The sequence below is a fragment of the Bacteroides sp. AM23-12 genome (assembly GCF_003434395.1).
Classification (GTDB): domain Bacteria; phylum Bacteroidota; class Bacteroidia; order Bacteroidales; family Bacteroidaceae; genus Bacteroides; species Bacteroides thetaiotaomicron.
On sequence record NZ_QTLF01000043.1, the window covers coordinates 1 to 24,167 of the forward strand.

Genomic DNA, 24,167 nt, shown 5'->3' on the forward strand with positions numbered 1-24,167 from the left:
CGCAAGCAACTGGTCTATTACGGAGTTTCGGGGATGGTTGTCTCCCTCCTGCTGATCGGCATTTACTTCCTCTTCGGTGATTCCTGGGGAGTATCCAGCCTCTTCCTGCTCGTTTTCTTCCTGTTCTATGTATTCTGCTGTGCCGTCTCCATCTGTGCCGTGGTGTTCGTGCTCCTTTCGGAGATGTACCCCACCAAGGTGCGCGGACTGGCGATGTCCATTGCAGGATTCGCCCTGTGGATAGGAACGTACCTGATCGGACAGCTAACCCCCTGGATGCTCCAGAATCTCACCCCCGCCGGAACATTCTTCCTGTTCGCAGTCATGTGCGTGCCGTATATGCTCATCGTATGGAAACTCGTGCCGGAGACCACAGGAAAGTCACTGGAAGAGATTGAAAGATACTGGACCCGGTCGGAACAGTAGAAGAAAGAAAGAGACCTTAATAACAGTAAACTAACAACAACTGAGAAGTATAGAGAAGCCGCAGGCGGTTTTCTGCATGGCCATTCAAGAAACGTTTCCCGCCTTCGGTGTACCCTATACCTATCTATAATAAAAACAATATTATGGATTTTAAGAAACTAGCGAATCAGTACCGGGATGAATTGTTGGACAATGTCCTTCCATTCTGGCTCGAGCACTCCCAAGATATTGAGTTTGGCGGTTATTTCAGCTGCCTGGACCGTGAAGGGAAGGTTTTCGATACGGATAAGTTCATCTGGTTGCAGGGACGTGAGGTATGGATGTTCTCCATGCTTTACAACAAAGTGGAAAAACGACAGGAATGGCTGGATTGTGCCGTTCAGGGTGGTGAATTCTTAAAAAAATACGGACATGACGGGAATTATAACTGGTACTTTTCACTCGACCGTTCGGGTAGACCACTGGTAGAACCATACAATATTTTCTCATATACTTTCGCCACGATGGCCTTTGGACAGCTGAGTCTTGCTACGGGAAATCAGGAGTATGCGGACATAGCAAAGAAGACCTTTGAAATCATCCTTTCTAAGGTTGATAATCCGAAAGGCAAGTGGAACAAGCTTCATCCGGGTACTCGTAATCTGAAGAACTTCGCTCTCCCGATGATTCTCTGTAATCTGGCTTTGGAGATCGAACATCTTCTGGATCCCGGTTATCTGGAACAGACGATGGAAACCTGTATCCATGAAGTGATGGATGTCTTTTATCGTCCGGACCTGGGGGGCATCATTGTTGAGAATGTCGATATGGACGGTAATCTGGTGGATTGCTTCGAAGGACGCCAGGTGACTCCCGGTCATGCTATTGAAGCGATGTGGTTCATCATGGATTTGGGCAAACGCCTGAATCGTCCGAAATTGATAGAAAAAGCAAAAGACGTAACCCTGACAATGCTCGACTACGGTTGGGACAAGCAATATGGAGGTATCTATTACTTTATGGACCGTAACGGTTGTCCTCCCCAGCAATTGGAATGGGATCAGAAACTTTGGTGGGTGCATATTGAATCTCTGATATCACTGCTGAAAGGTTATCAGCTGACCGGAGACAGGAAATGTCTGGAATGGTTTGAAAAAGTGCATGACTACACATGGTCGCACTTCAAAGATCCGGAATATCCGGAATGGTACGGATATCTGAATCGCAGAGGGGAAGTTTTGTTACCGCTGAAAGGTGGTAAATGGAAAGGGTGCTTTCATGTACCAAGGGGATTATTTCAATGCTGGAAAGTATTGGAACAGCTATAGAAACAATGAATTATTATGTTAACCAATCTTATTAATAATCTAAAAATTAATTCTATGACAGAGTTTAACTCAAAAATTAAGCAAAACTCTCGCATATTGAAGATATTTCTTTTCTCAATATGCGCACTTTTTGCATGTGCTATCAATGCTCATGCACAGAGTTTGGTGCAAGGTACTGTTACTGATGAGACAGGAGAATCTCTACCTGGTGTAAGTGTTGTAGTAAAGGGGAGTACTAATGGTACAGTTACAGATGTTAATGGAAAATACAGCATTCAGGCGACTTCAAAAGATATATTGTCTTTCTCATATGTAGGTATGGCGGAACAAGATATAAAAGTTGCCGGACAGAAAACGATCAATGTGGTGATGAAGGATGATGTGGCATCTCTGGATGAAGTGATTGTTGTTGGTTATGGTACTGCAAAAAAACAATCCCTGACAGGAGCGGTTTCTGCGGTCAAAGGCGACGAACTGTTAAAGGCACCGGCAACCAATGTATCAAGTTTGTTAGGCGGACGTTTGCCGGGCATTTCTTCTGTTCAAGTCTCCGGAGAACCGGGTGATGACCAAGCAGTATTGCGGGTTCGTGGTTCTATTTACAATGTTACTTATATTGTAGATGGTATGCCTCGTTCCATCAATGACATTGATCCTAATGATATTGAGAGTGTATCTGTCTTGAAAGATGGAGCTTCTGCGGCTGTGTACGGTTTGAAAGGCGCAGGTGGTGTTATCATCGTTACAACAAAGAGAGGACAGGAAGGAAAGTCAAGAATCACATATAACGGTTCAATAGGAGCATCTATGAATGCAAACTTCCCACAGTTTATGAATGGTCCCCAGTTTGCATATTATTATAATATGGCTGATATGATGGATAAGCTGGCTAACGGAAGTATTGCGGACATGAAACAATATACACCGGTATTCACAAAAGCAAATGTGGAAGCGATGTTGAACGGCGACCCTACTGATGGATGGGATAACGTCAATTATATTGATAAAGTGTTTGGCACAGGTATCAATCAGAAACACAACATCACCGTACAGGGTGGTAGTGACAAAATGCGTTATTTCACATCTGTCGGCTATTTGGGACAGGATGGTAATATTGATAACTTTACTTATAAACGGTACAACTTAAGAACTAACATTGAAACTCAGCTGGCCAAGAATTTCCAGTTAAGTTTGGGAGTTGCCGGAAATGTAGGAAAACGTGAAACTCCGGGATATGCTTCCGGTGGTACGGATTCTAATTCCGAATTGGGAGAACAGGGCTGGTTATCGGTAGCTCACCAGACTGTCATGATGCATCCGTATTTACCGGAAAAATATGATGGACTTTATACCGCTACTACACAGAATAATACAAGCTTACCGAATAGTCCGCTAGCAGCTATTTATGAATCCGGCTACAAACATACTAATAGCTTTGATTTGCAGACTAACCTCTCTTTACAATATAATCTGCCTTGGGTAAAAGGATTAAGTGTAAAGGTTACCGGAGCTTATGACTACAAGACCTCACATAATAAGAACCTAAATACGCCTTATTCTACTTATATCAATAAAATGCCGACCTCCACTACGGACTGGACTTGGACTAAAGCGGATGATCCTCGTGGAACTGCAAATGGAATAAATTTAGGTGAAGGACAATTCAGTTCCCGTCAAATGGTAGGCCAGGGAAGCATCAATTATGCGAATTCTTTCGGTAAGCATAATGTAGAAGCCATGGTACTTGCGGAAATCCGTGATTATAAAGAAAACAGTTTCTCCGGATATAATAAGAATATGAGTTTTGCAGAACTTCCGGAACTGAGTTTCGGACAACCGGCAGACTCCCCCATTTCCGGATATAGCGATGCCAATCGTAGCATTGGTTACGTTTTCCGTTTGAAATACGACTATGACAATAAGTATCTGGCAGAATTCACAGGACGATATGACGGTTCGTATAAGTTTGCGGGTAATGTAAGTGGAAAACGTTGGGCATTTTTCCCATCAGCATCAGTAGCGTGGAGAATATCTAAAGAAAACTTTATGTCCGATCTGACTTTCCTGGATGATATGAAAATACGTGCATCTGTCGGTTTGTTGGGTAATGACGATGTGAGTCCGTATGCATTTCTTAGTACCTATAACCTGATGGACGGTAACAAAAATGCGTACCAGACAATTCTGAACGGAAAAGTCATGCAGGCACTGCGTGCATCTGTAATTGCAAATCCTACTCTGACGTGGGAAAACACGTTAACTTACAATGCAGGTTTCGACTTTACCATGTGGAATGGTTTACTGGGTATGGAGTTTGATGCATTCTATAACTATACCTATGATATTCTGACAGCAATGGGAGGCGATTATCCGCCATCAATGGGAGGATATTATTATACATATGCCAATTATAACAAGGTAGACAGCAAGGGAGTTGAAATCACAGTGAGTCATCGTAATAAATTAAATCTGGCAGGGAAACCATTTTCTTATGGAGCCAGTTTCAACTTGACTTTTGCAAGAAATCGCTATCTTCGTTATCCGGATAGTCCCAATACTGTAGAATGGAGAAAACGTACAGGTCGCAGTGTAGACGCTTCAGTCGTATGGGTGGCAGAAGGTTTGTTCCGTTCGGAAGAAGAAATTGATAATTCCGCATGGTATGGAACCCGTCCTAATGTAGGTGACATCAAATATAAGGATTTAAATGGCGATGGCAAAATAGATGAAGATGACAGAACACGTGTAGGACGGGGCAATCGTCCGGAACTGACTTATGGTCTGAACTTGAATTGTGCCTGGAACGGATTTGATTTAAGCGCACAATTTACCGGAGGCGCATTGTTCGATGTATCATTAACCGGAACTTACTATAATGGTTATGATGACAATACGGTCTGGACACAAGCATTCAAAGAAGGTGCCAACTCACCTTTATATCTGGTTCAGAATGCGTATACCACGGAAAATCCGAATGGAACATTCCCACGTCTGACTCTGGGAAATCAAGGACATGGAGGAGACAATGGATTAGCTTCTACCTTCTGGTTGCGTAATGGCAGATACCTTCGTCTCAAATCGGCACAGCTAGGTTATACATTCCCTAAAAAGTGGATGAGCCCTGTGGGAATTCAGAATCTTAGAATTTATGTAGAAGGTTCCAATTTATTCACGATCTCCGGTCTTCCCGATGGAATCGACCCCGAATCTCCGGGAGTGAATAACGGATATTATCCTCAACAACGCACAATCATGGGCGGTATAACTCTGACTTTCTAAACCTTTAAAAGATTTATTATGAAAACAAAATTTATAAGTATCATATTGTTGGGAGCCTCTTTAGGGCTTGGTTCATGTAGTGATTATCTAGACATGACACCGACGGACAAAGCATCAGATAAACTAGTATGGAGTAAACTGGAATATGCCGAACAAGCTGTCAACGATTTCTACCGTTATATCGATTATTTAGGAGTTTATCGTGACGGACAATGCCTGGCAGGCATGACGGAAGCGTTGACAGACCAACTCAAATACGGTTCCTATAACTATATGTCTAAATGCCAGATACCTAGCGAAATCGCTTATGGAGGATCCGTTCTGACAGTAAGTTATGTCAGCACTTATTTAGGCAATTGGGGAACGATGTATGAATATGTACGCCGTGTCAATGAAGGTCTCAATAAACTGAAAAAATACGCCTCATTCGGTCAGACGGAACAAGAACGGCTGGAAGCGGAAATGCGCTTCTTCAGAGGGTATTTATATACCGACTTGGTAAAACGTTATAAGGAAGTCATTATATATGATGAAGATCTGGATAATATAAAGAAGGATATGCCGGTCAGTTCCGAAGCAGAAGGATGGAACTTTGTATATGAGGACCTGAAGTTTGCGGGCGAACATTTACCGGTTGATAAAACCCCTAATGGACGTCTGACTAGCGGAGCAGCTTATGCAATGCTGTCACGGGCAATGCTTTATGCAGAAAGATGGGATGATGCCCGGATCGCTGCCGAAGAAGTGATGGGCATGGGATATAAGCTGGAAGAAAAAGAGAATTATTCTAATGCATTTAAAGCAGGAAGTCAGGAAGCTATTCTGCAATATTGCTATGACAAGAGTTCTACTGTGACTCATGATTTTGACGGCTATATGGCTCCCGGAGGTGATAAAGCGTTGGATGGTAATTCAATGACCGGAGGATTTGGAACTCCGACACAAGAAATGGTAGAATCTTATGAATATGCGGACGGTAGCGGTTTTCCGGATTGGAGTACCTGGCATACTGCAGAAGGAACAACGGCAACTCCTCCATACGATAAACTTGAACCACGCTTCAAAGCAACCATTCTTTATAATGGTGCGACGTGGAAAGGCAGAACGATCGCATCTTATGTCAATGGTACTGATGGTTGGGCTGCATGGAAAACGGATGCCAAACCAGAAGGACGTTCTACCACAGGTTATTATTTGCGTAAGCTGGTGGATGAGACTCATAGTTTCACTTCTGTGCAGGCAAGTACACAGCCATGGACCGAAATTCGTTATGCCGAAGTGTTACTAAATCATGCCGAGGCTTGCTATCATTTGAGTGGCTATGCCGATAAAGCCAATAAAGACATCAAAGACATTCGTAACAGAGTCGGCTTGCCTTATTCGGACAAGAGCGGAGAAGACCTGATGAAAGCGATTCGTCAGGAACGTAAAGTCGAATTAGCTTATGAAGGACACTATTATTGGGATATGCGTCGCTGGAGACTATCTGCAACGGCATTCACCGGTATCCGTCTTCATGGACTTAAGATAGAACAGAATGCAAACGGTTCGTTCAATTACATTTATGTAGAGTGTGATGACAAAGATCGTAACTTCCCGACTAAGATGTACCGTTTCCCTATGCCACAGGCGGAGTTGGACAATAACGGTGCGGTAACTCAATATGCAGAATGGCAATAAATCTAAAATGAAAACAATTATGAAAAAGAATATACAATATTTACTATTAGGAGTATTGGCATTAATGAGTTCCTGCCAAGATCCGGAATATGTACTTCCAACTGCTGAGCGGCAGGGAATCACAAGCTTGACCGCACTTTTTACATCAGGTCCTTATGTGGACAAAGAAGCTGTTGTCTACACAATTGCGGATGCGTCTGTAGATAAATATGTGATTCCTATACCATGGTTTTATCCGGAAGACAGTGAAAATGAAACGGCGGAATATATGAAGACAATGAGGGTCCAGGCAAAGTTAGCTCCTAACTGTACTATTAACCCTGTTTTGACGATATTGGATTTGACTAAAGAAAATTACTTCACTTATACAGATGCGCAGGGATATAAGAAACAAATCTGCATTACGGGTGAAAGAGTGAAATCCAATAAATGTCAGTTATTAAGTTTCTCAATACCGGCCGAAGATATTAGTGGAATTATTGACGAAGAGCATAAGACGGTATCTCTGATTTCTGCAGAAGATTTATCTTCCTGTCTGGCAGAATATTCACTTTCCTCTCATGCGACAATGTCGCCGGATCCTAAGACAGAGGCGCTTGACTTCAATTCACCTGTAGAACTGACGGTCATCGCTCACGACGGAGTGACGAAGCAGACGTACACAGTTCAGAAGGCAGTGCCGGATAAGATCCCTTATGGATATAGAAAAGGCAGTGAGACAGAATTGTTTAAATTGGATATGGGAGTTATAGGTTTGCCCTGGACTTCAGCCAACTCACCTTCACTGGCCGTTAATGGCAATAATTTAGTTGTTTGCTTAGGGGACGGTTCTACTGCTCCTACCTATTATAATGCCTCTACAGGAAGTAAGATTGGCAATATGACTTTGGGAAGTGTAGGTGTTGCATCTTTAGGTTGTGTGACAAGTGATAGTAAAGGAAACATATTATTGGCAACAAAAGCAGCTAATGGTAAATCCTTCTCTATCTATAAGACTTCTTCTGTAACCACAGCTCCAACTTTATTGACATCTTATACCAACAATACAAGTCTGGATATGGGTACAAAAGTATCTGTACAGGGCGATATCAATACAAATGCCGCTATTATTGCTACGTGTGACGGAACAGCCTCGTCCGGTTCTAACACGTTTGTTCGCTGGATTATAACAAACGGTGTATTGGGAAGTCCTGAAGTAGTATCGGTAAATGGTGTTGGCTATTGGGGATCTCCTGTGTCAAACACGAAGGTTGTCACCAAAGGAACTACTGCACAAAGTGATTATTTCTTATCCTATTATGATCCTAACGTACTTTATTGGGTGAATGGAACAAGTAATAATGCGTCCAAGTCTTTATCCAATTCGGACAATGGCAATTCCTGGGCAATGAATAATAATTGTCTGGATGCAAGAACGTTCAATAATGCACAGTATCTTGTATTGGTATCTACGGCTCACTTCCCGCAATGGGGCGGCACTCCGTATTTATATATGTACGATGTAACCTCGGACGGATCGTTCACTGGTACGGTATCTACTTCAGATGCTTTGACATTCAATCCTTCACTTTCTTCGTTCGGTTCTGCAGATGGTGTAGCGGCAACAGGTGATGTACTGCTTGCTCCAACTACAGATGGATATAAACTTCGTCTTTACTATGTTGACAACAACTGTAAGATTATCGGAGGGTATGAATTTGATTGTATCGACAAATAATTAATGTGTTTCAAAAGAGTTACTGACATTAATAAACATGTATAATATGAGAAATCTTTTTAAAATATTATTATTGGCGTTTTGCGGAATGGTTACTATCACTTCATGTAGTGATGATTCTGATGGAATCCCCGGATGGCCCTGGAATGATAATTCAACAGAAGAACCGGAAAATCCAGACGTTACAGAAGTTAAGCCACGCTATGTCTGGATTGATGCGGCAGCTAATTTTCCGGATTATGCGAATAATAAGGAGAATATCTCCACAGATATGGTGAAAGTAAAAAACGCAGGGTTTACTGATATCATTGTTGACGTGCGTCCCACTACAGGAGATGTTTTGTTCAACACTACTGTAGTAGATCAGGTGAAGCGAATGGATGTGTGGGGAAGTTCGGGTTATGTATATTATGAACGTACTGAAACATGGGATTACCTGCAGGCATTTATAGATGCAGCCAGAAGTCAGGGATTGAAAGTGCACGCATCAGTCAATACTTTTGTCGGTGGTTACTTATGTCCCTATAACCTCGGATCAGATGGAATACTGTTCCGTGATGACTCGAAGAAGGAATGGGCAAGTGTGGCTAATCTCGCTGACGGTCTGACAAATACGATGGATTTGTTGAATGACGAGACCGATTATGGAGCTAAATTTTTGAATCCGGCTAACGATGATGTGCAGAACTTCGTTTTGCAGTTACTGGGTGACCTGGCTAAATATGACTTGGATGGAATAATTCTGGACCGTTGCCGTTATGACGATTATGGCTTGGAAAGTGATTTCTCGGCTGTTTCTAAACAGAAGTTTGAAGAGTACATTGGGGAAACAGTTGCTCATTTTCCGGAAGACATTATGGCACCAGGCACAGATGAGATACCTTCAGATCAGCCTGCCTATTTCAAGAAATGGTTGGAATTTCGTGTAAAAGTGATTCACGACTTTATCGTCAAGGCACGTGAGAAAGTAAAATCCGTAAATTCAGAAATCAATTTTGGAGTGTATGTAGGCGCATGGTATTCCAGTTATTATACTTCGGGAGTAAATTGGGCAAGTCCTAAATATGACACCTCAGCCTACTATCCTAAATGGGCAACAGCAGATTATAAGAACTATGGTTATGCCGATCATCTGGATTATATATTCTTAGGTGCTTATGCATCTGTCGATAAGATTTATGGTAGCGGCGAATGGACAATGGAGGGATTTTGCAAAAACGGTCGCGAGTTGCTGAAAGGTGACGTTCCCTTCTCCGGAGGTCCGGACATAGGCAATGGTACCGGATGGACTAACGGTGGACAAGCCGCTAAAATACCTGATGCCATCGACGCATGTATAAACAATAGCGACGGCTTCTTCGCATTCGACCTCTGTCATATCAAGATGTACGACTATTGGAACGCTTTCAAGACAGGATTTGATAACTATCTGGAGTCCGTTCAAAAATAGGAAGTTGATAATTCAATCTGAGAATATACTCAATACAAGTATTCTCCTTTCTATTCATAGCACTAAGTCTGAGCCGCAAGGTTCAGACTTAATGTTAATGAATTGCCTTATTTGTATAAAGAACAATAGATAACTATGAAAATATATTTATTACAACTTGTCATTTTGATGAGTTTGAGTTTGAACTTGCAGGCTCAAAATTTATCCGGTACTATTCGTGGAAAGGTAACCTGTCATGGGAAAGGACTTCAAGGAGTAGTTGTAACGGACGGAATCGACTGTGTTCTGACTAATAAGTCGGGCGAATATGTGCTTGCTCCTCAAAGGGATGCCCGGTTTGTTTACTTGTCCGTGCCTTCCGGTTATCAGCCGAAAACAGAAAAGACCATTCCCTTATTCCATCAACAAATAGAGATGGATAAACAAGACGGATATAATTTTGAGTTGATGAAAAATCCTCAGAATGATGCGAATCATCTGTTTCTGGTGCAGGCTGATGTGCAAGTCACTTCCGAAGACGATGTGAAAGCCTATGGCAGATTCCTGCAGGATATAAAAGAATATGTACAGCCTTATTCGGGAAAAAGAGACATATTCGGTATTGATTGTGGAGACATCGTGGGTGATACCCCCTCTTTGTATCCATCTTACATTAATACCGTATCTACTTTGGACTTTCCCGTTTATCGTGCTATCGGCAACCATGACATGACCTACGGAGGACGTACTTTTGAGTACTCGTACCATACTTTTGAAAGTTATTTCGGCCCCATCTACTATTCGTTTAATAAAGGAAAAGCCCATTACATTGTACTCGACAATTGTTTCTATGTCAATCGTGACTACCAGTACATCGGATATATTGATGAACGGACTTTTGCATGGCTGGAAAAAGACCTTTCGTATGTGTCCAGGGATAAGCTGGTATTTGTGGTCATGCACATTCCCTCCAGCCTTCAGAAAAAGTTAAGATATAATACTTTGGATCAGGATGAAACAGTGAATACAGCTGCACTATATAAACTCTTGGAGGGCTATAATGCGCATATCATTTCCGGGCATACCCATTTCAATACGAACGTTTGTTTCAATGATTCGTTGATGGAGCATAATACGGCAGCAGTGTGTGGCACTTGGTGGCGTGCAGACATCAATGTAGACGGAACTCCCAGAGGTTACGGTATATATGAAGTGAACGGAGATCAATTGAAGTGGATTTATAAAAGCGCAGGTTATCCGCTGGAACACCAGTTTCATGCTTATCCGGCAGGATCGTCGGATGAATATCCTTCTGATATCATAGCCAATGTATGGAACTGGGATGATCTGTGGAAGGTAGAATGGTATGAAAATGGACAAAGGATGGGCGAAATGCAAAAGTACAAAGGATATGATCCTATGGCAAAAGTCATCTGTTCAGATAAGGAAAAGGTGAAATATGACTGGATATCTCCGGTTCTCACCGAGCATCTCTTTCATGCAACTCCTCATGACCCAAACGCAAGGCTAGAGATTAAGGTGACTGACCGTTTTGGTAATGTATATACTCAAACTATTGAAAACAAATAAACTAAAATCATATGTTCAGAAACAGATACTTTTGGCTACTTATAAGTTTGTTCTTTGTTCTGAAAACAGAAGCTAAAGTAACCCTGACCTCCATTTGGGGAGACAACATGGTGTTGCAGCAACAAGCAGAAGTTACTTTTCGTGGAAAGGCTACTCCCGGAAAACGTGTATATGCTTCCGCTTCATGGAATCATCGGAAAATCTATGCAGATTGTGACCGGAACGGACAATGGACACTGGCTCTTCCGACTCCGGAAGCCGGCGGACCATATACCATTACTTTTTCGGACGGAGAAGAGCTGACCTTAAAAAATATCCTGATCGGTGAAGTCTGGTTCTGCTCCGGACAGTCGAATATGGAAATGCCGGTAAAAGGGTTCCGCGGACAACCGGTCTATGGTTCGCAGCCCTATATCGTGTCCGCTAATCCTAAACGACCATTAAGACTTTACACCGTAAAGAACGATTGGAGCACGACTCCGAAAGAAGAAGGAATAGACGGACAATGGAGTGAAGCATCTTCGGAAGAAGTGGCCGATTTCAGTGCAACAGCTTATTTCTTCGGCAATCTGTTGCAACAATCTTTGGACGTGCCTGTAGGATTAATACATTGCTCCTGGAGTATGTCAAAGATCGAAGCATGGATGGACAAAGAAACCTTATCTCATTTTTCCGAAGTAACCTTGCCGGATACAAATCAGGATAAATTCGAATGGGCTGCCGGGACGCCTACCCTGTTGTGGAACGCTATGGTAAATCCATGGAAAGGATTCCCTGTCAAAGGAGTTATCTGGTACCAAGGCGAGGCGAATACTCCCGATCCTGCTCTTTATAAAAAGCTTTTTCCCGCCATGGTCTCTCAATGGAGAAATTTCTTTCATAATGCTGAAATGCCATTTTATTATGTCCAGATTGCTCCCTGGAAGTCCGAAGGGAATGACAAGTTGGATTGGGCATGGTTCCGTCAATGTCAGTTGGAGCTGATGAAGGAAGTTCCCGGAGTGGGAATGGTGACCACCGGAGACGCAGGCAGCGAACTCTTTATACATTCACCTTATAAGATCAAGGTTGGAGAGCGGTTAGCTTATTGGGCACTAGCCCAGACTTACGGCCAAAAAGGATTCCAATATTCCGGTCCTGTCTACAAGACCTATCGTATCCAGGGAAATGCCGTAGAAATAGACTTTGAATATGGAGAGGAAGGACTGACTCCGGAAAATCAGAATGTGAAAGGTTTTGAGATCGTAGGTTCCGATGGTATATTCCGACCTGCAAAGGCGGAGGTCATCAATGGCACATCTACTGTGAAAGTATGGAATGATTCTGTTAGTGCCCCGACAGAAGTCCGCTACTGTTTCCGGAATTATATGCAGGGGGAATTATGCAATAATGCCGGGCTTCCGGCTTCTCCTTTTCGGATCGTTATCAAAAAGAAACCGGCCTTAATGTGGATTGATGCCGAAGCAAACTTTGAGCGCTTCAGTCATAAAGATTCGATTGATTATTACTTGGAAAAAATCAAATCGCTGGGCTTTACACATGCGGTTGTCGACATTCGTCCGATCACAGGGGAAGTTTTATATAAAAGCGAATATGCTCCGCAAATGAAAGAATGGAAAGGAGCCAAAGCCGGTGATTTTGACTATCTGGGATACTTTATCAAAAAAGGGCACGAACTGGGGCTGGAGATACACGCCTCATTGAATGTATTCTGTGCCGGACACAACTATTTTGACCGTGGAATGGTATATAGCGGACATCCGGAATGGGCTTCGATGGTGTACACTCCCGATAAAGGAATCATTCCAATCACCGAAGAGAAGCATAAATATGGTGCCATGATCAATCCTTTGAACGAAGAATATCGTACCCATATCCTGAATGTTCTGAAAGAAGTCGTGACCAAATATCCCGACCTGGACGGTCTGATGCTCGACCGGGTACGTTACGATGGAATAACCGCTGATTTTTCTTCATTGTCACATGAGAAGTTTGAAGAATACATCGGTAAAAAAGTCGCAAACTTCCCCGAAGATATTTTCCGTTGGACTAAAAATGCAGATGGGAAATACATAACGCAACCAGGAAAATATTTCCGGAAATGGCTGGAATGGCGTACTAAAAACATTACTGATTTCATGGCGCTTGCCCGTAAAGAAGTAAAGGCAGCCAACCCTGACGTTTCTTTCGGCACCTACACCGGTGCCTGGTATCCATCTTATTATGAAGTAGGCGTAAACTTTGCCAGCAAAGAATATGATCCGGGCAAAGATTTCAGCTGGGCAACACCCGAATATAAAAATTATGGCTATGCCGAGCTGATAGACCTTTATGCTACCGGTAATTATTATACGGACATAACCATCGAGGAATACAGAAAAACGAACCGGAGTATCTGGAACGAAACTGATTCGCAGGCTCAATCCGGTACGTGGTATTGTGTAGAAGGCTCTTGTCAACATTTACGTCAGATATTGAAAGGTAATAAATTTATGGGAGGTATTCTAGTGGACCAATTCTATGACAACCCTGCCAAACTTTCGGAAACGATAGAGATGAACCTTCGCCGTTCGGACGGATTAATGGTATTTGACATCGTACATATCATTACCAAAAATCTGTGGAAAGAAGTAGAGGAAGGAATGAAAAGAGGAGGTTCCTTATGAATAACCGGGCCTATGCATTAGACGCTTTGAGAGGATATGCGATTATTACGATGGTACTTTCTGCTACCATCGTAACGCAGGTGCTCCCCGGTTGGATGAGTCATGCGCAGACGCCGCCACCTGATCATATATTCAATCCTTCTTTGCCCGGCATTACATGGGTAGACCTTGTTTTTCCTTTCTTTCTGTTTGCGATGGGAGCAGCTTTCCCTTTTTCCATAGGTAAGCGTGCAGAGAAAGGTGACTCTAAACTGAAATTAATATATGAAGCGGTGAAACGTGGAGTACAACTGACTTTCTTTGCCATCTTCATTCAGCATTTTTATCCGTATGTGTTGAGTTCTCCGCAGGACATCAGAGCCTGGCTGCTGGCTATTCTTTGCTTTGCGGTTCTGTTTCCGATGTTCATGCGCATTCCTTTGAAAATGCCGGACTGGGCACATACCGGCATAAAGATAGCCGCATACGGAATTGCGGTAATCATGATGCTTACTACTTCTTATGCCGATGGAAGAACGTTCAGTCTGTATTTTAGTAATGTGATTATTCTGTTGTTAGCCAATATGGCCATCTTCGGTTCTGCCCTCTACATTTTTACGATGCATAACCGATGGTTGCGTTTGGGAGTTTTATTGCTGCTGATGGCTGTCATTTTGGGAAGTACTGTCGAAGGTTCCTGGACACAGGTGGTGTTCAATTATACTCCTTTGCCCTGGATGTATCGGTTTGATTATCTGAAATATCTGTTTATTGTAATTCCCGGCAGTATTGCCGGTGAGTACTTGATGGAATGGATGAAGGGCCGAAAAGATACCGAACAGCCAGCTTCACCGCAATACCGTAAGATAGGAATTGCGTTACTGATATTGACTATGGTGATTATTGTATTTAATCTCTATGGGCTTTACACCCGTATGTTGGCTGTGAATTTATTAGCGACACTTGTGCTGTTATTGATTGGCAAATTTATATTCTTACGTCCGACAGAGGGAATCGCTTTGTTATGGAAAAAGCTATTTAATGCCGGAGCATATCTTCTTCTTTTGGGGCTATGTTTTGAACCTTTTCAAGAAGGTATCAAGAAAGATCCTGCCACTTTTAGTTATTTCTTTGTAACTTCCGGTCTAGCATTCCTTGCGCTCTTATTCTTAAGTCTTGTCTGTGATTATTTCAGATGTGTGCGAAGTAGCCGCTTTCTTGTTATGTCCGGGCAGAATCCGATGATCGCTTACGTGGTTAGTGATTTATTCATTATGCCGTTGGCTAATATACTGGGACTTGTCTCGCTGTTGTCTTACTTCCAGCAGAATGCGTGGCTCGGATTCCTTCGGGGAGTAATCATTACGTCTTTAGCTGTCTTGGTAACGATGTTTTTTACTAAGATCAAGTGGTTTTGGAGAACTTGACATCATTCAATAGATATACCCACAGTATAATAACAGGCATTAAAAACAAATTAAACAGAAAACAAAATGATAGATAAATAGCAAAACAGGAAGCATAATTTCCTTATTTTCCTGTTTTTGCTATTTCTATCTTTTGATAGATGAGTAAAGATAGAAAGAGATATGCATAAAATCATGAATTAATATGCATGATTATGAATAAACGAGCGGTCATTTGCATAAAAAACGCCGTATAGTTTGAAATAAACATAAGGTTGATTGAGCTAAAACATAAGGTTGATTGTAAATAAACATAAGGTTGCTTTTAAAGGAACGTCCCATTGCTTTTAAAGCAACGCTAAGTCCGTTTAAAAGGAGCATATTTTAGCTCTAAAATGATGGGTATCTTATTTATTAGACTTTGTTTTAGGATGAAAAATATTAATCAGAATGATGCAAAGTAATATAAAAAGAGAAAGATATTACAGAATAGTGTGAAAAATAACACAAAAAGAATACATCTAGATGTATATTCGCAACAAAGTGATTTCCCGTAACGGCAAATCTCTGTCATTTTATTCTCTATCCTATGAAACGATGGAAATACGCCCGTTAGAGAGTTTATAATTATCAAAATGACAAAATGCCATTTTGATAATTATATAACATGGTAAGTCTTAATAAAACGATTCCTTTTTCAATGGCCATCCTGTGATAGTTGACATATAAGGAATCAATGACATAGCCATTTTCATTTGACCTTTGTAATTTGGATGCCATACTGCTCCTAGGTCTGTAGTCGGATCGCAAAGGCCTTCGGGAAGAACTGCTATATAAACTTTCTTATCATTCAAGTCTTTGCGCATACGCTCCATGTATTGAACGATCTGCCGTTGAGTAATAGCCGGACTGATGCATAATATAGGGACATCTCCGTAATTTGCACGAAGACGGCTTATTAGTAGCTTATAAGCATGAATAAACTCATCTTCCAACGGATATATATTGGTGGAAAAATCATTAGTTCCTAAATTAACAACCACCAAATCGGGCTTGTATGTTTTAAAGTCCCATTTCTTATCCAAATTCATATCAAATGTATTCAGCATACGGTCTTTCATTGTCACGGCAGATATTCGGACGGAATCTCCATAATTGCGGACTACTCCACGTCCGGAATGTGCAATAAGCGTATAATCGGCATTGAAATAGCGGGCGATAATAGTGGCATAAGATAAGTTGCAATTCTCCGTTTCAGCTTTATAAGGTTCGCTACGGTCTTTCCCTTCTACACCATAGCCACACGTCAACGAGTTACCGATAAATTCGATATGTCTGGACGGGCACTCCGTTTCTTTCATCAGCTTTCCTTCATTATGAAGCACAAATTGATGAATGGTTGTCTTTCCCCATTCCCCTTCCGTACGTTTTTGAATCAACACATGATGGATGCCTTTATCCATGCCGGAAATGAAATTAATTAAAGTATCTTTACCGGATACTTTTACCGTTTTGTGTAAAAGGCTGTCTACAAAAACATTGTAATAATTAATACCAGTATCTGAAATCTTCATAGACAATTCTCCTCCCGAAAGTCGGGTACGAAGATAAGTACCGGTCCAGTCGAAAGAAACAGAACCATCACTCTGTATTTCCGTACGTCCCACGTAAGAAACGTTTTCATCATTAGCTTTATAGTATCTGTTCTTGGTAGTTTGAGCATTTACATCTTCAAACAACAGACAGAGGCTAACCAGAACTAACACATTTTTCCACATATCGTTTTCTAAATTAATCAAAGGTAATCACACAACTTCCGGACCCGTCGGATACAATTCTAAGTCCTTTGGCTGTTACTTTATTACCGGTAATTGTTATTGATTTACTTTTCTCTATAATCGTAAAAGACTTCTTTGTATAATCGACAGGCAACTGTATTGTCCTGTCGACGCTCTTCTTGCAATCTATAAAAAGGACCTTTTTATTATCTATAACACCTTCATAACACAGCAAATCATCATCATCAGAAACAGGAGACTTAAACCAAGTATACACTCCGCTCCAATGAATAATATCCCCCTTTTTGTGTTCTCTATCAGCTATAATCTTGTGGTACGTCTTATTGCTGGAATTTCCTATGAATATAATATCATCATCTGATATTTCTTCATGATTTCCCAATCCGTCGGCAAACAGATAAGAAGATTGATACGCATTTGCGCTTTTCTCAATGAAACGGCGAAATGACGGATACTCTTTCTTTGTAAAGGTAGAAACATCCTTTTGTACTGTCCAGTCCACATACTTGCCATTGGCAGTTAATGTATGTGTCTCCTTGTCAAACATAGATTGCATTCCGTAATACATTTGTACTGTCACGGGAGCCTCATTTTGAAATTCATGAGTAACCAAGACTTGAATGTTATTTCTATAAATAGAATAATTGACAGTCTCAATACATAAGATCTCATTCAGAAGTGTTTTTCCACTACTGGTATCGGCTTTGGAAGGGTTCATTATTTCATTGATTACTTCAATCTTTATCTCTTTTGTCAGAGTCGATAGATCTGTCTTTATTTCTTTTCCGTCGATATAAATACGATAACCGATATTGCGGGCAGTTTGAGTAACTTCATCCAGATAGGGATGATTTCCTCCACACCACCCGTATCCGGTTATATTAAAAGGACCGATATTGTCACTGTAAGCCAGATTCAGAAGAGAAGTCGGAGAAACATCGGGCAGAGTGGCAGGAGCAGGCATATTGTTGTCAATTGTTCCTACTCTATAAAATGTGAACAGTTCATTGAACATACACTTCTTGAACCAATAAAGAATATCGGTTTTGGCATCTAACTTGGCTGATATATATAAATCTTCGCCGGTTATTTTCACTCTCATTTCTTCGGATATCGTTTCAGTCCCGGGAGAGTCTTCTTCCGCAGAAGGCTTATCCGGGAGTCCGGAAGAAATTCCCGAATCTCCATTCGAGCAGGCTACTAAGTGCCAGGATAAAAATACGAATGCAAGGATTAAACGTTTCGTCATGGCTTCTATCTTTATTTTAATTCAAATTTGAGAACATCTTTGATATCCATAGCTGATGCTGCTATGATAGCTTCAAATTTGCCCGGTTCACAAATCCATTCATGTTTTTCCGCATCAAAAAAGCTTAATGCCTCTTTATCAATAGACAAAGAAACTATTTTTTCTTCACCCGGCATTAATTTTACTTTCTTAAATCTCTTTAATTCTTTCACCGGGCGGGGAAGAAAAGACTTTATGTCTCTGATATAAAGCTGAACAATTTCCTGTCCTTCACGGTTCCCTGTGTTCTTGACAGCTAAACTGAAAGTTATTGTTTCGTCAACTGACATGACTTTCTTGTTTGCTGTTAGTTTTCCATACGCCTACCACTCTGTCTCCAATGGGGTGATTCACATCTTGATAAACAGGAGCTTGCGTCATGAAAGATGATGCCAGAAAAAGCATGATTGCTATGATATTAATTGATTTCATTGTTTTGTTATTCTTGTCCGTATAAACAGTATAAATATAATATGCTGATGGCAGATTCCATCAGCATATTATCCAAATGATTATTATAAGCCTAAGAAAGCTGTCGGTGCATCTGTGGTTATCAGATCAAAACCATTGTCAATACACCATTGCATCTCAGAAGGGATATTTACAGTCCATACATTGGAGGTCATCCCTGAATTTTTCAGATCTTTCAACCAATCCGGATTTTTATGATAAGCCCAATAATTGTAATCTGCCCCGGTAGCTCCCAATTGTTTCAGTTCCTTGGGCGAAATATCCTGTCCCAAATACAAAATTGGAGTTTTAGGAGGTGCCAGACGTATAAACTCACACATCACATGACGGGAAAAAGAGATGTATTCTACTCTGTGAGTCAATTTTTTCTCTTCCACCAACTTTAGGATCATTTCAACGGCTTTCGTTTCACGTTCCGGAGTACTGAGGGGTTTCATCTCCAGTATCAGATGTATTTTAAGTTTCTTCGCTTTATCAAGGAACTGCTCTAAAGTTGGCATATTCTCCCCATTGCTTAACTTTAAAGTGCGTAGCACGTCAGAAGATGTTTTCTCCAGAGAGTATCCGTCATGCCATCCGTCATGATTCAACATCAACTCATCGTCAGCTGTCAGCCATACATCAAATTCCGAACCGTAACAACCTATTGAATCAGCTTTCACTAAAGCTGCTAGCGAGTTCTGTGCAGATCCGGGTGTATTCCAGAATCCACGATGGGCAATAACTTTGGTCTGATGAGATTCTTTTTTTTGCTTGCCACGTCTTGATACAATCAGATTAGCCAGTCTGTCCATGACTTCATGATCTTTCGGGTTCGTTGATTTATACATATCAAGAACAGCATGATTGCCACTATAATAGGCCATTGCAGATGTACGGAAGGCTTGTTGTCTTTCAAAATGATCAATATACGCTACCAGACGATTATAAAACGAGTCCTTGGCATCAAACAATGCTCTTTCGTCAAATTCAAGTTCCATCCCCATGTTCAGAGTGGCGGCAGATTGACATGCTTCTTCCAATCTTTTATCGGGAATAGAGGCTTTAAAAAAGTGGTTCGGTTGTTGATAAGCAATATCAAAGCCTAATTCTTTCCATTGGTTGTAGCCTTTTGCCTGCCAATACGGAATCCAGCAAAATGTTTTGTTCATTGAATGAATATACTTACTTAATGGAACTGACAGATCTTTAGTGAAATCAACATCCTCTGCCAGCCAGTAGAAACCTGATAGTTTCAGATGTTTGTATTTTGCCTGTTTGAATCGCTTCATTAACTCATCGATATACCAACGGGTGGCCTTCACCTGATCCTCTTGTCTGGAAAAGTCCATTGGCTCGCCATCCACTTCTCCCCAATCTTTTTGTCCGGGAAGAACTTCCGGAAGACATAGTACTATCTGATGAGTAAAATCCGGTTTTCCAATTTCTTTAATCTGTGTTCCGATACATCGATCTAAGGCAGACAGCGCTTTTCCATCTTCAAAAAGACGATCTAATAACCATAGCCATTCTTTTTTTCTTGCATTTTTATCTGAGTAGCGTGTTGCAAAGCCACAGCCTTTCCCATCTGTGAACTCCAAAAACAAGAATCCGTCAAATAACCAGTCTTTATGTCCATCTGCAAACTGATGTACCACATAGGGGAGAAATTGATCCGAAGTCCAGTCAATACGATGCACTCCTCCCTGGTAAATAAGTGCCAGATCTTTTATTTTATTCTGTCTATATCCTTTATCTATGGATAGCGCATGACTATCCATAGTAATAAATAACAGACAGAAACATATCAATCCTTTTAGATATAGTGAGAAATAGTTCATAATTTTCATGTTTTTAGTTACATACCCCAAGCATAAACTTCACCAAGACTAACTCTCAGCCCGTCATAAGTCGGATAGGTATCAGTTATTACAAAACGAATGTATCGGGCTTGTGTCGCAGGAACATCCATATTAACGTTGGGTTCTCCGATTTTGGGAGAAGTCCAGTCTTTTAATTTAACCCAATTCTCGTTATCAATACTAGCTTCTACATAACCGGCTTTCGATGTGCCTGCCCAAACGTGTGCTGCTGGTGCAACAGGGTTAGCAAATCCAAATCTGAATAATGTATATTCTTTCCCCATGTCAAATACAAAGTAATAGGGCAAGGGCTCTTTTACATCCCATCGGCATAGCCATTGTGTGCCAGGATTATTGTCTATCAATGATTCCACTCCCCATCCCATATTCAGATACCATCCGCCGTCTTGGGTACAACAGTTGTTGAAATCTATAACACTCCATCCTTTCTTGTCTATTGGGTCCGGTTGGAATTTAACTGTGTACAGTTTGGACGCAGCATCAGGACTTATACCATATTTTGAAACGGAAGTAATGCGTAGTGGAAGTACATAGTCACCAAATAAATAAGTACCCTCTTCCGGTATTAACCCTTTCTTGTGGTATTTAATTTTAATGAATGTTTCCTTCATGCCTGTTAATATAACTCCTTTATTATCTACAGTAAAGGAACTCTCCGGCAACATTTTATAAGCTGTGCCATGAGCGGTATTATAATCAATGACTAACTGAGGATCGACTTCAATCTGAAATGAAATATCTTCGTCATTAGAATAATTAGTTCTTATCTTTACGAACAGTTCTCTTTCATTCAAATCGCCGAAAGTCGGCATAAAATCAGTAACCGGACTCATACCAGGAACATCCATTTGCAAATAAGGTTCCTTAATAGTAGGTACAATAATGGTTTTTAGTCGCTCATCATCTGCAGAGATAAAATTTTGCACCACACTCATTTGTATGGGCAAGCCATATTCCTTTCCCGTAGAAAGAAGATCGGATAGACGGTCGGCATTCCATTTAATATCAAAAGCTTTCCGATAGTCGGAATCGTTGAGACGCAGAGCAGGCTGAAGAATGGTATAACAATCGGAAGGCAATAATTGGATCGATGTTCCATTATCCGTATTATAACTCTGAAGAACAGTCTCGTCAACAGAAATGGAAACTTCTGTCTCCTGCTTTCCTTTCCCACTTTTGATAACAAATAATTGATAGGGGGTATCCATACCACGGAATATCTCCGTTTCTGTATAGGTAGAATGCAATAGTCCGATTTGATCATTAACCATGAGATTATCACGATCATCAGTACATGCCGATGCAATAAAAAGTGCAGCAGCTATGAATTGTATTGTCTTATGTTTTTTCATATTTATATCCATTACATATATTTACCATCCGTAATTCTGAGTAATATTCTTCATTTCACTCAATTGTTCTTGATTGATAGGGAAGAAATAATGCTTAGGCTCAAATACCCGAGGACCACCTTTCCAAACATTTGATGTCCGCGACCAAGAATCTTCGTATGAAGTGGCCAATAAATTAAGAGAATATTCCGGTCCGGGAAACTCTTGTTGAGCAATCATCCAGCGACGGGCATCATAATATCGGTGTCCCTCAAAGGCTAATTCTACCATGCGTTCCTTTTGAATCAGCATCCGCAACAAATCCTTATTGCCTTTCACTTCCGGATACGCTGTTTCGAGGGCATTTAAACCGGAACGTTCGCGAACAAGGTTAATATACTTCAATGCTTCCGTTTCATTGCGTTCGGGCTTCTCATTGCAAGCTTCAGCATAGTCAAGATATATTTCGGCCAAACGGAAATAGGGCCAGAATACGGTTCCCCAACTGCCACTTTCTGTATTAAGAGCAGGATCGAGTGGGCGTCTCCACAGATATCCGACTTTGACACAATCTCCGGATTCTAAGTACGAGGACGATCCTCCCGTAAAAAAGGTAACTTGTTTTATGCCTTTATATTGATTGATCCAATAAAAACCATTTGGAAATACAGAAGCATAAAAACGGGCGTCACGTCCGACGCAGCTATTATGCGCTTTAAATCCAGGTGCAAAACTGGCTCCCGGCTGCTTAAAATTTTCTGTAAAACCGGTATTGGTATATCCCGATTGCTTATCAATTACAGGATTCCCGTTATTATCATATCCGGTAACAGGATATCTTCCGGATTTAGCCATCGGATAAGTATCTACTAATTTCAGAGACGGGCAGAAGCCACCGACACCCAATTCACAAACTCTAGGAGGCATGCACCGGCTATACAGATAGAAACCTATAGCCCCGAGTCCAGTATTAGTAGGATTACGTCCCCAGGCACCCCAGATCGTTTCTTTATTCCACTCTTCAAAAAGAACTCCTTGATAAGATTTGATGGCACGCAGTAAAGGGTCTGCTTCAGTCTGGTCTTTGTACAATTCATAGATGTTCATATCTATAACGTCTTTGGCAGCTTTAGCGGCTTTTTCCCATTTTTGAGGATCGGGACTTTGTGGAAAAAGGAAATCACCATACAGATTCTTCATTTGTCCTTTATAAAGATCGCATCCATTATACAATGGACTGGCGGCATAGAGCATTAAGCGCGCTTTGGCAGCCATTGCCGCTCCCTTGGTGATACGTCCTGCCCATTTTGTGAAATCGCTGATCTCTGCAGGAAGTTCTGCAATAGCCTTATCATATTCTTCAGCTATGAAATTTACGTTTTCATCAACTGTATGACGGTCTATCGTTTCCGGTTTTATAAGTTCATCCGATTCGATGTCTCCCCAGATATACACAGGACCATATTGACGGAATAGTTCAAAGTAATAATAAGCTCGCAGAAAACGTGCTTCTGCTTTCATTATACGTCTCGTTTCAGAGTCAATCTCCAAACATTCGTCAACATGGTTCATGAATATACTAGCTTGTTTTATGCCTGTATACTTTGCTTTCCAAATATTATAGTTTGGAGTAGAAGGTCCCCATGATCCATTATTGAAAGAGAGGTAGTTGACCCACTGATACCAGGAGAACATGGCTTCATCACTACGGGGAACTGCGCTTCCTTCTTCCAGATATTCATATTCCCGTGGCAAGTAGCTATAAACATGCGCTAAATACTGTTCGGTAGAGACACGCTTACTAAAGGTTTCGTCTTGTGTAAGCTGGTCGAGCAAAGTCACATCCAGATAATCGTTGCATGATACAAAGCTGAATGCAACGGTGAAGTATAGGAATATTCCTAAAATTCGTATCTTTTTATTCATAGTTCTAATAT

The 24,167-nt window shown here is 41.2% G+C and carries 15 protein-coding genes and 2 pseudogenes; 9 read left to right on the forward strand and 8 right to left on the reverse strand.

The window, feature by feature from the left end; genetic code table 11:
• From DW640_RS21135 to DW640_RS21175, 9 genes are all read left to right on the forward strand, one after another.
• On the forward strand, positions 1–426 hold a 426-nt coding region (locus DW640_RS21135; RefSeq protein ID WP_048698429.1), incomplete at its 5' end, for an MFS transporter.
• A 143-nt stretch (positions 427–569) separates the two neighbouring features.
• Complete coding sequence (locus DW640_RS21140) at positions 570–1,733, forward strand: AGE family epimerase/isomerase (protein WP_117578915.1); 1,164 nt, start codon at positions 570–572, stop codon at positions 1,731–1,733.
• 54 nt (positions 1,734–1,787) lie between these two features.
• Positions 1,788–5,012, forward strand: a complete 3,225-nt coding sequence (locus DW640_RS21145; RefSeq protein ID WP_117578916.1) for a TonB-dependent receptor — start codon at positions 1,788–1,790, stop codon at positions 5,010–5,012.
• 18 nt (positions 5,013–5,030) lie between these two features.
• Positions 5,031–6,692 carry a RagB/SusD family nutrient uptake outer membrane protein gene (locus tag DW640_RS21150; RefSeq protein WP_117578917.1) on the forward strand — a complete coding sequence of 554 codons (1,662 nt, stop codon included), beginning with the start codon at positions 5,031–5,033 and terminating at the stop codon, positions 6,690–6,692.
• Positions 6,693–6,711: 19 nt separating this feature from the next.
• Positions 6,712–8,409 carry a DUF5018 domain-containing protein gene (locus DW640_RS21155; protein WP_054960158.1) on the forward strand — a complete coding sequence of 566 codons (1,698 nt, stop codon included), beginning with the start codon at positions 6,712–6,714 and terminating at the stop codon, positions 8,407–8,409.
• A 46-nt stretch (positions 8,410–8,455) separates the two neighbouring features.
• Positions 8,456–9,859, forward strand: coding sequence for an alpha amylase family protein (locus tag DW640_RS21160; RefSeq protein WP_182427188.1), 1,404 nt, complete (start codon positions 8,456–8,458; stop codon positions 9,857–9,859).
• A 135-nt stretch (positions 9,860–9,994) separates the two neighbouring features.
• A complete protein-coding gene (locus DW640_RS21165; protein WP_117578918.1) occupies positions 9,995–11,428 on the forward strand; it encodes a calcineurin-like phosphoesterase C-terminal domain-containing protein in 1,434 nt (477 codons plus the stop codon).
• Positions 11,429–11,439: 11 nt separating this feature from the next.
• Positions 11,440–14,094, forward strand: a complete 2,655-nt coding sequence (locus tag DW640_RS21170) for an alpha amylase family protein (RefSeq protein WP_117578919.1) — start codon at positions 11,440–11,442, stop codon at positions 14,092–14,094.
• Complete coding sequence (locus tag DW640_RS21175) at positions 14,091–15,500, forward strand: DUF5009 domain-containing protein (RefSeq protein WP_016267819.1); 1,410 nt, start codon at positions 14,091–14,093, stop codon at positions 15,498–15,500. Before DW640_RS21170 ends, DW640_RS21175 begins: the two co-directional genes overlap by 4 nt.
• Positions 15,501–16,156: 656 nt before the next feature.
• Here DW640_RS21175 and DW640_RS21180 read toward each other — a convergent pair.
• The 8 genes and pseudogenes from DW640_RS21180 to DW640_RS21205 form a co-directional block, all read right to left on the reverse strand.
• A complete protein-coding gene (locus DW640_RS21180; RefSeq protein ID WP_117578920.1) occupies positions 16,157–17,257 on the reverse strand; it encodes an SGNH/GDSL hydrolase family protein in 1,101 nt (366 codons plus the stop codon).
• Between the two features lie 13 nt (positions 17,258–17,270).
• Positions 17,271–18,527: a hypothetical protein gene (locus DW640_RS21185; RefSeq protein ID WP_117578921.1), complete on the reverse strand. Its 1,257-nt coding sequence runs from the start codon at positions 18,525–18,527 to the stop codon at positions 17,271–17,273.
• Between the two features lie 11 nt (positions 18,528–18,538).
• A pseudogene (locus DW640_RS21190) lies at positions 18,539–18,889 on the reverse strand (fibronectin type III-like domain-contianing protein); the annotation flags it as partial.
• Positions 18,846–18,998: a hypothetical protein gene (locus DW640_RS23835; RefSeq protein WP_199610446.1), complete on the reverse strand. Its 153-nt coding sequence runs from the start codon at positions 18,996–18,998 to the stop codon at positions 18,846–18,848. The pseudogene DW640_RS21190 and the gene DW640_RS23835, both read right to left, overlap by 44 nt.
• Positions 18,999–19,081: 83 nt before the next feature.
• A complete protein-coding gene (locus DW640_RS24455) occupies positions 19,082–19,831 on the reverse strand; it encodes a glycerophosphodiester phosphodiesterase (protein WP_050581214.1) in 750 nt (249 codons plus the stop codon).
• Positions 19,829–20,866 (reverse strand): annotated as a pseudogene (locus DW640_RS24460) (DUF4855 domain-containing protein); the annotation flags it as partial. The gene DW640_RS24455 and the pseudogene DW640_RS24460, both read right to left, overlap by 3 nt.
• 8 nt (positions 20,867–20,874) lie before the next feature.
• Positions 20,875–22,251 (reverse strand): BT_3987 domain-containing protein, encoded by a 1,377-nt coding sequence (locus DW640_RS21200; RefSeq protein WP_225658632.1) that lies wholly within the window; start codon positions 22,249–22,251, stop codon positions 20,875–20,877.
• Positions 22,252–22,272: 21 nt separating this feature from the next.
• A complete protein-coding gene (locus tag DW640_RS21205; RefSeq protein WP_008760726.1) occupies positions 22,273–24,156 on the reverse strand; it encodes a RagB/SusD family nutrient uptake outer membrane protein in 1,884 nt (627 codons plus the stop codon).
• Positions 24,157–24,167 lie beyond the last annotated feature (11 nt).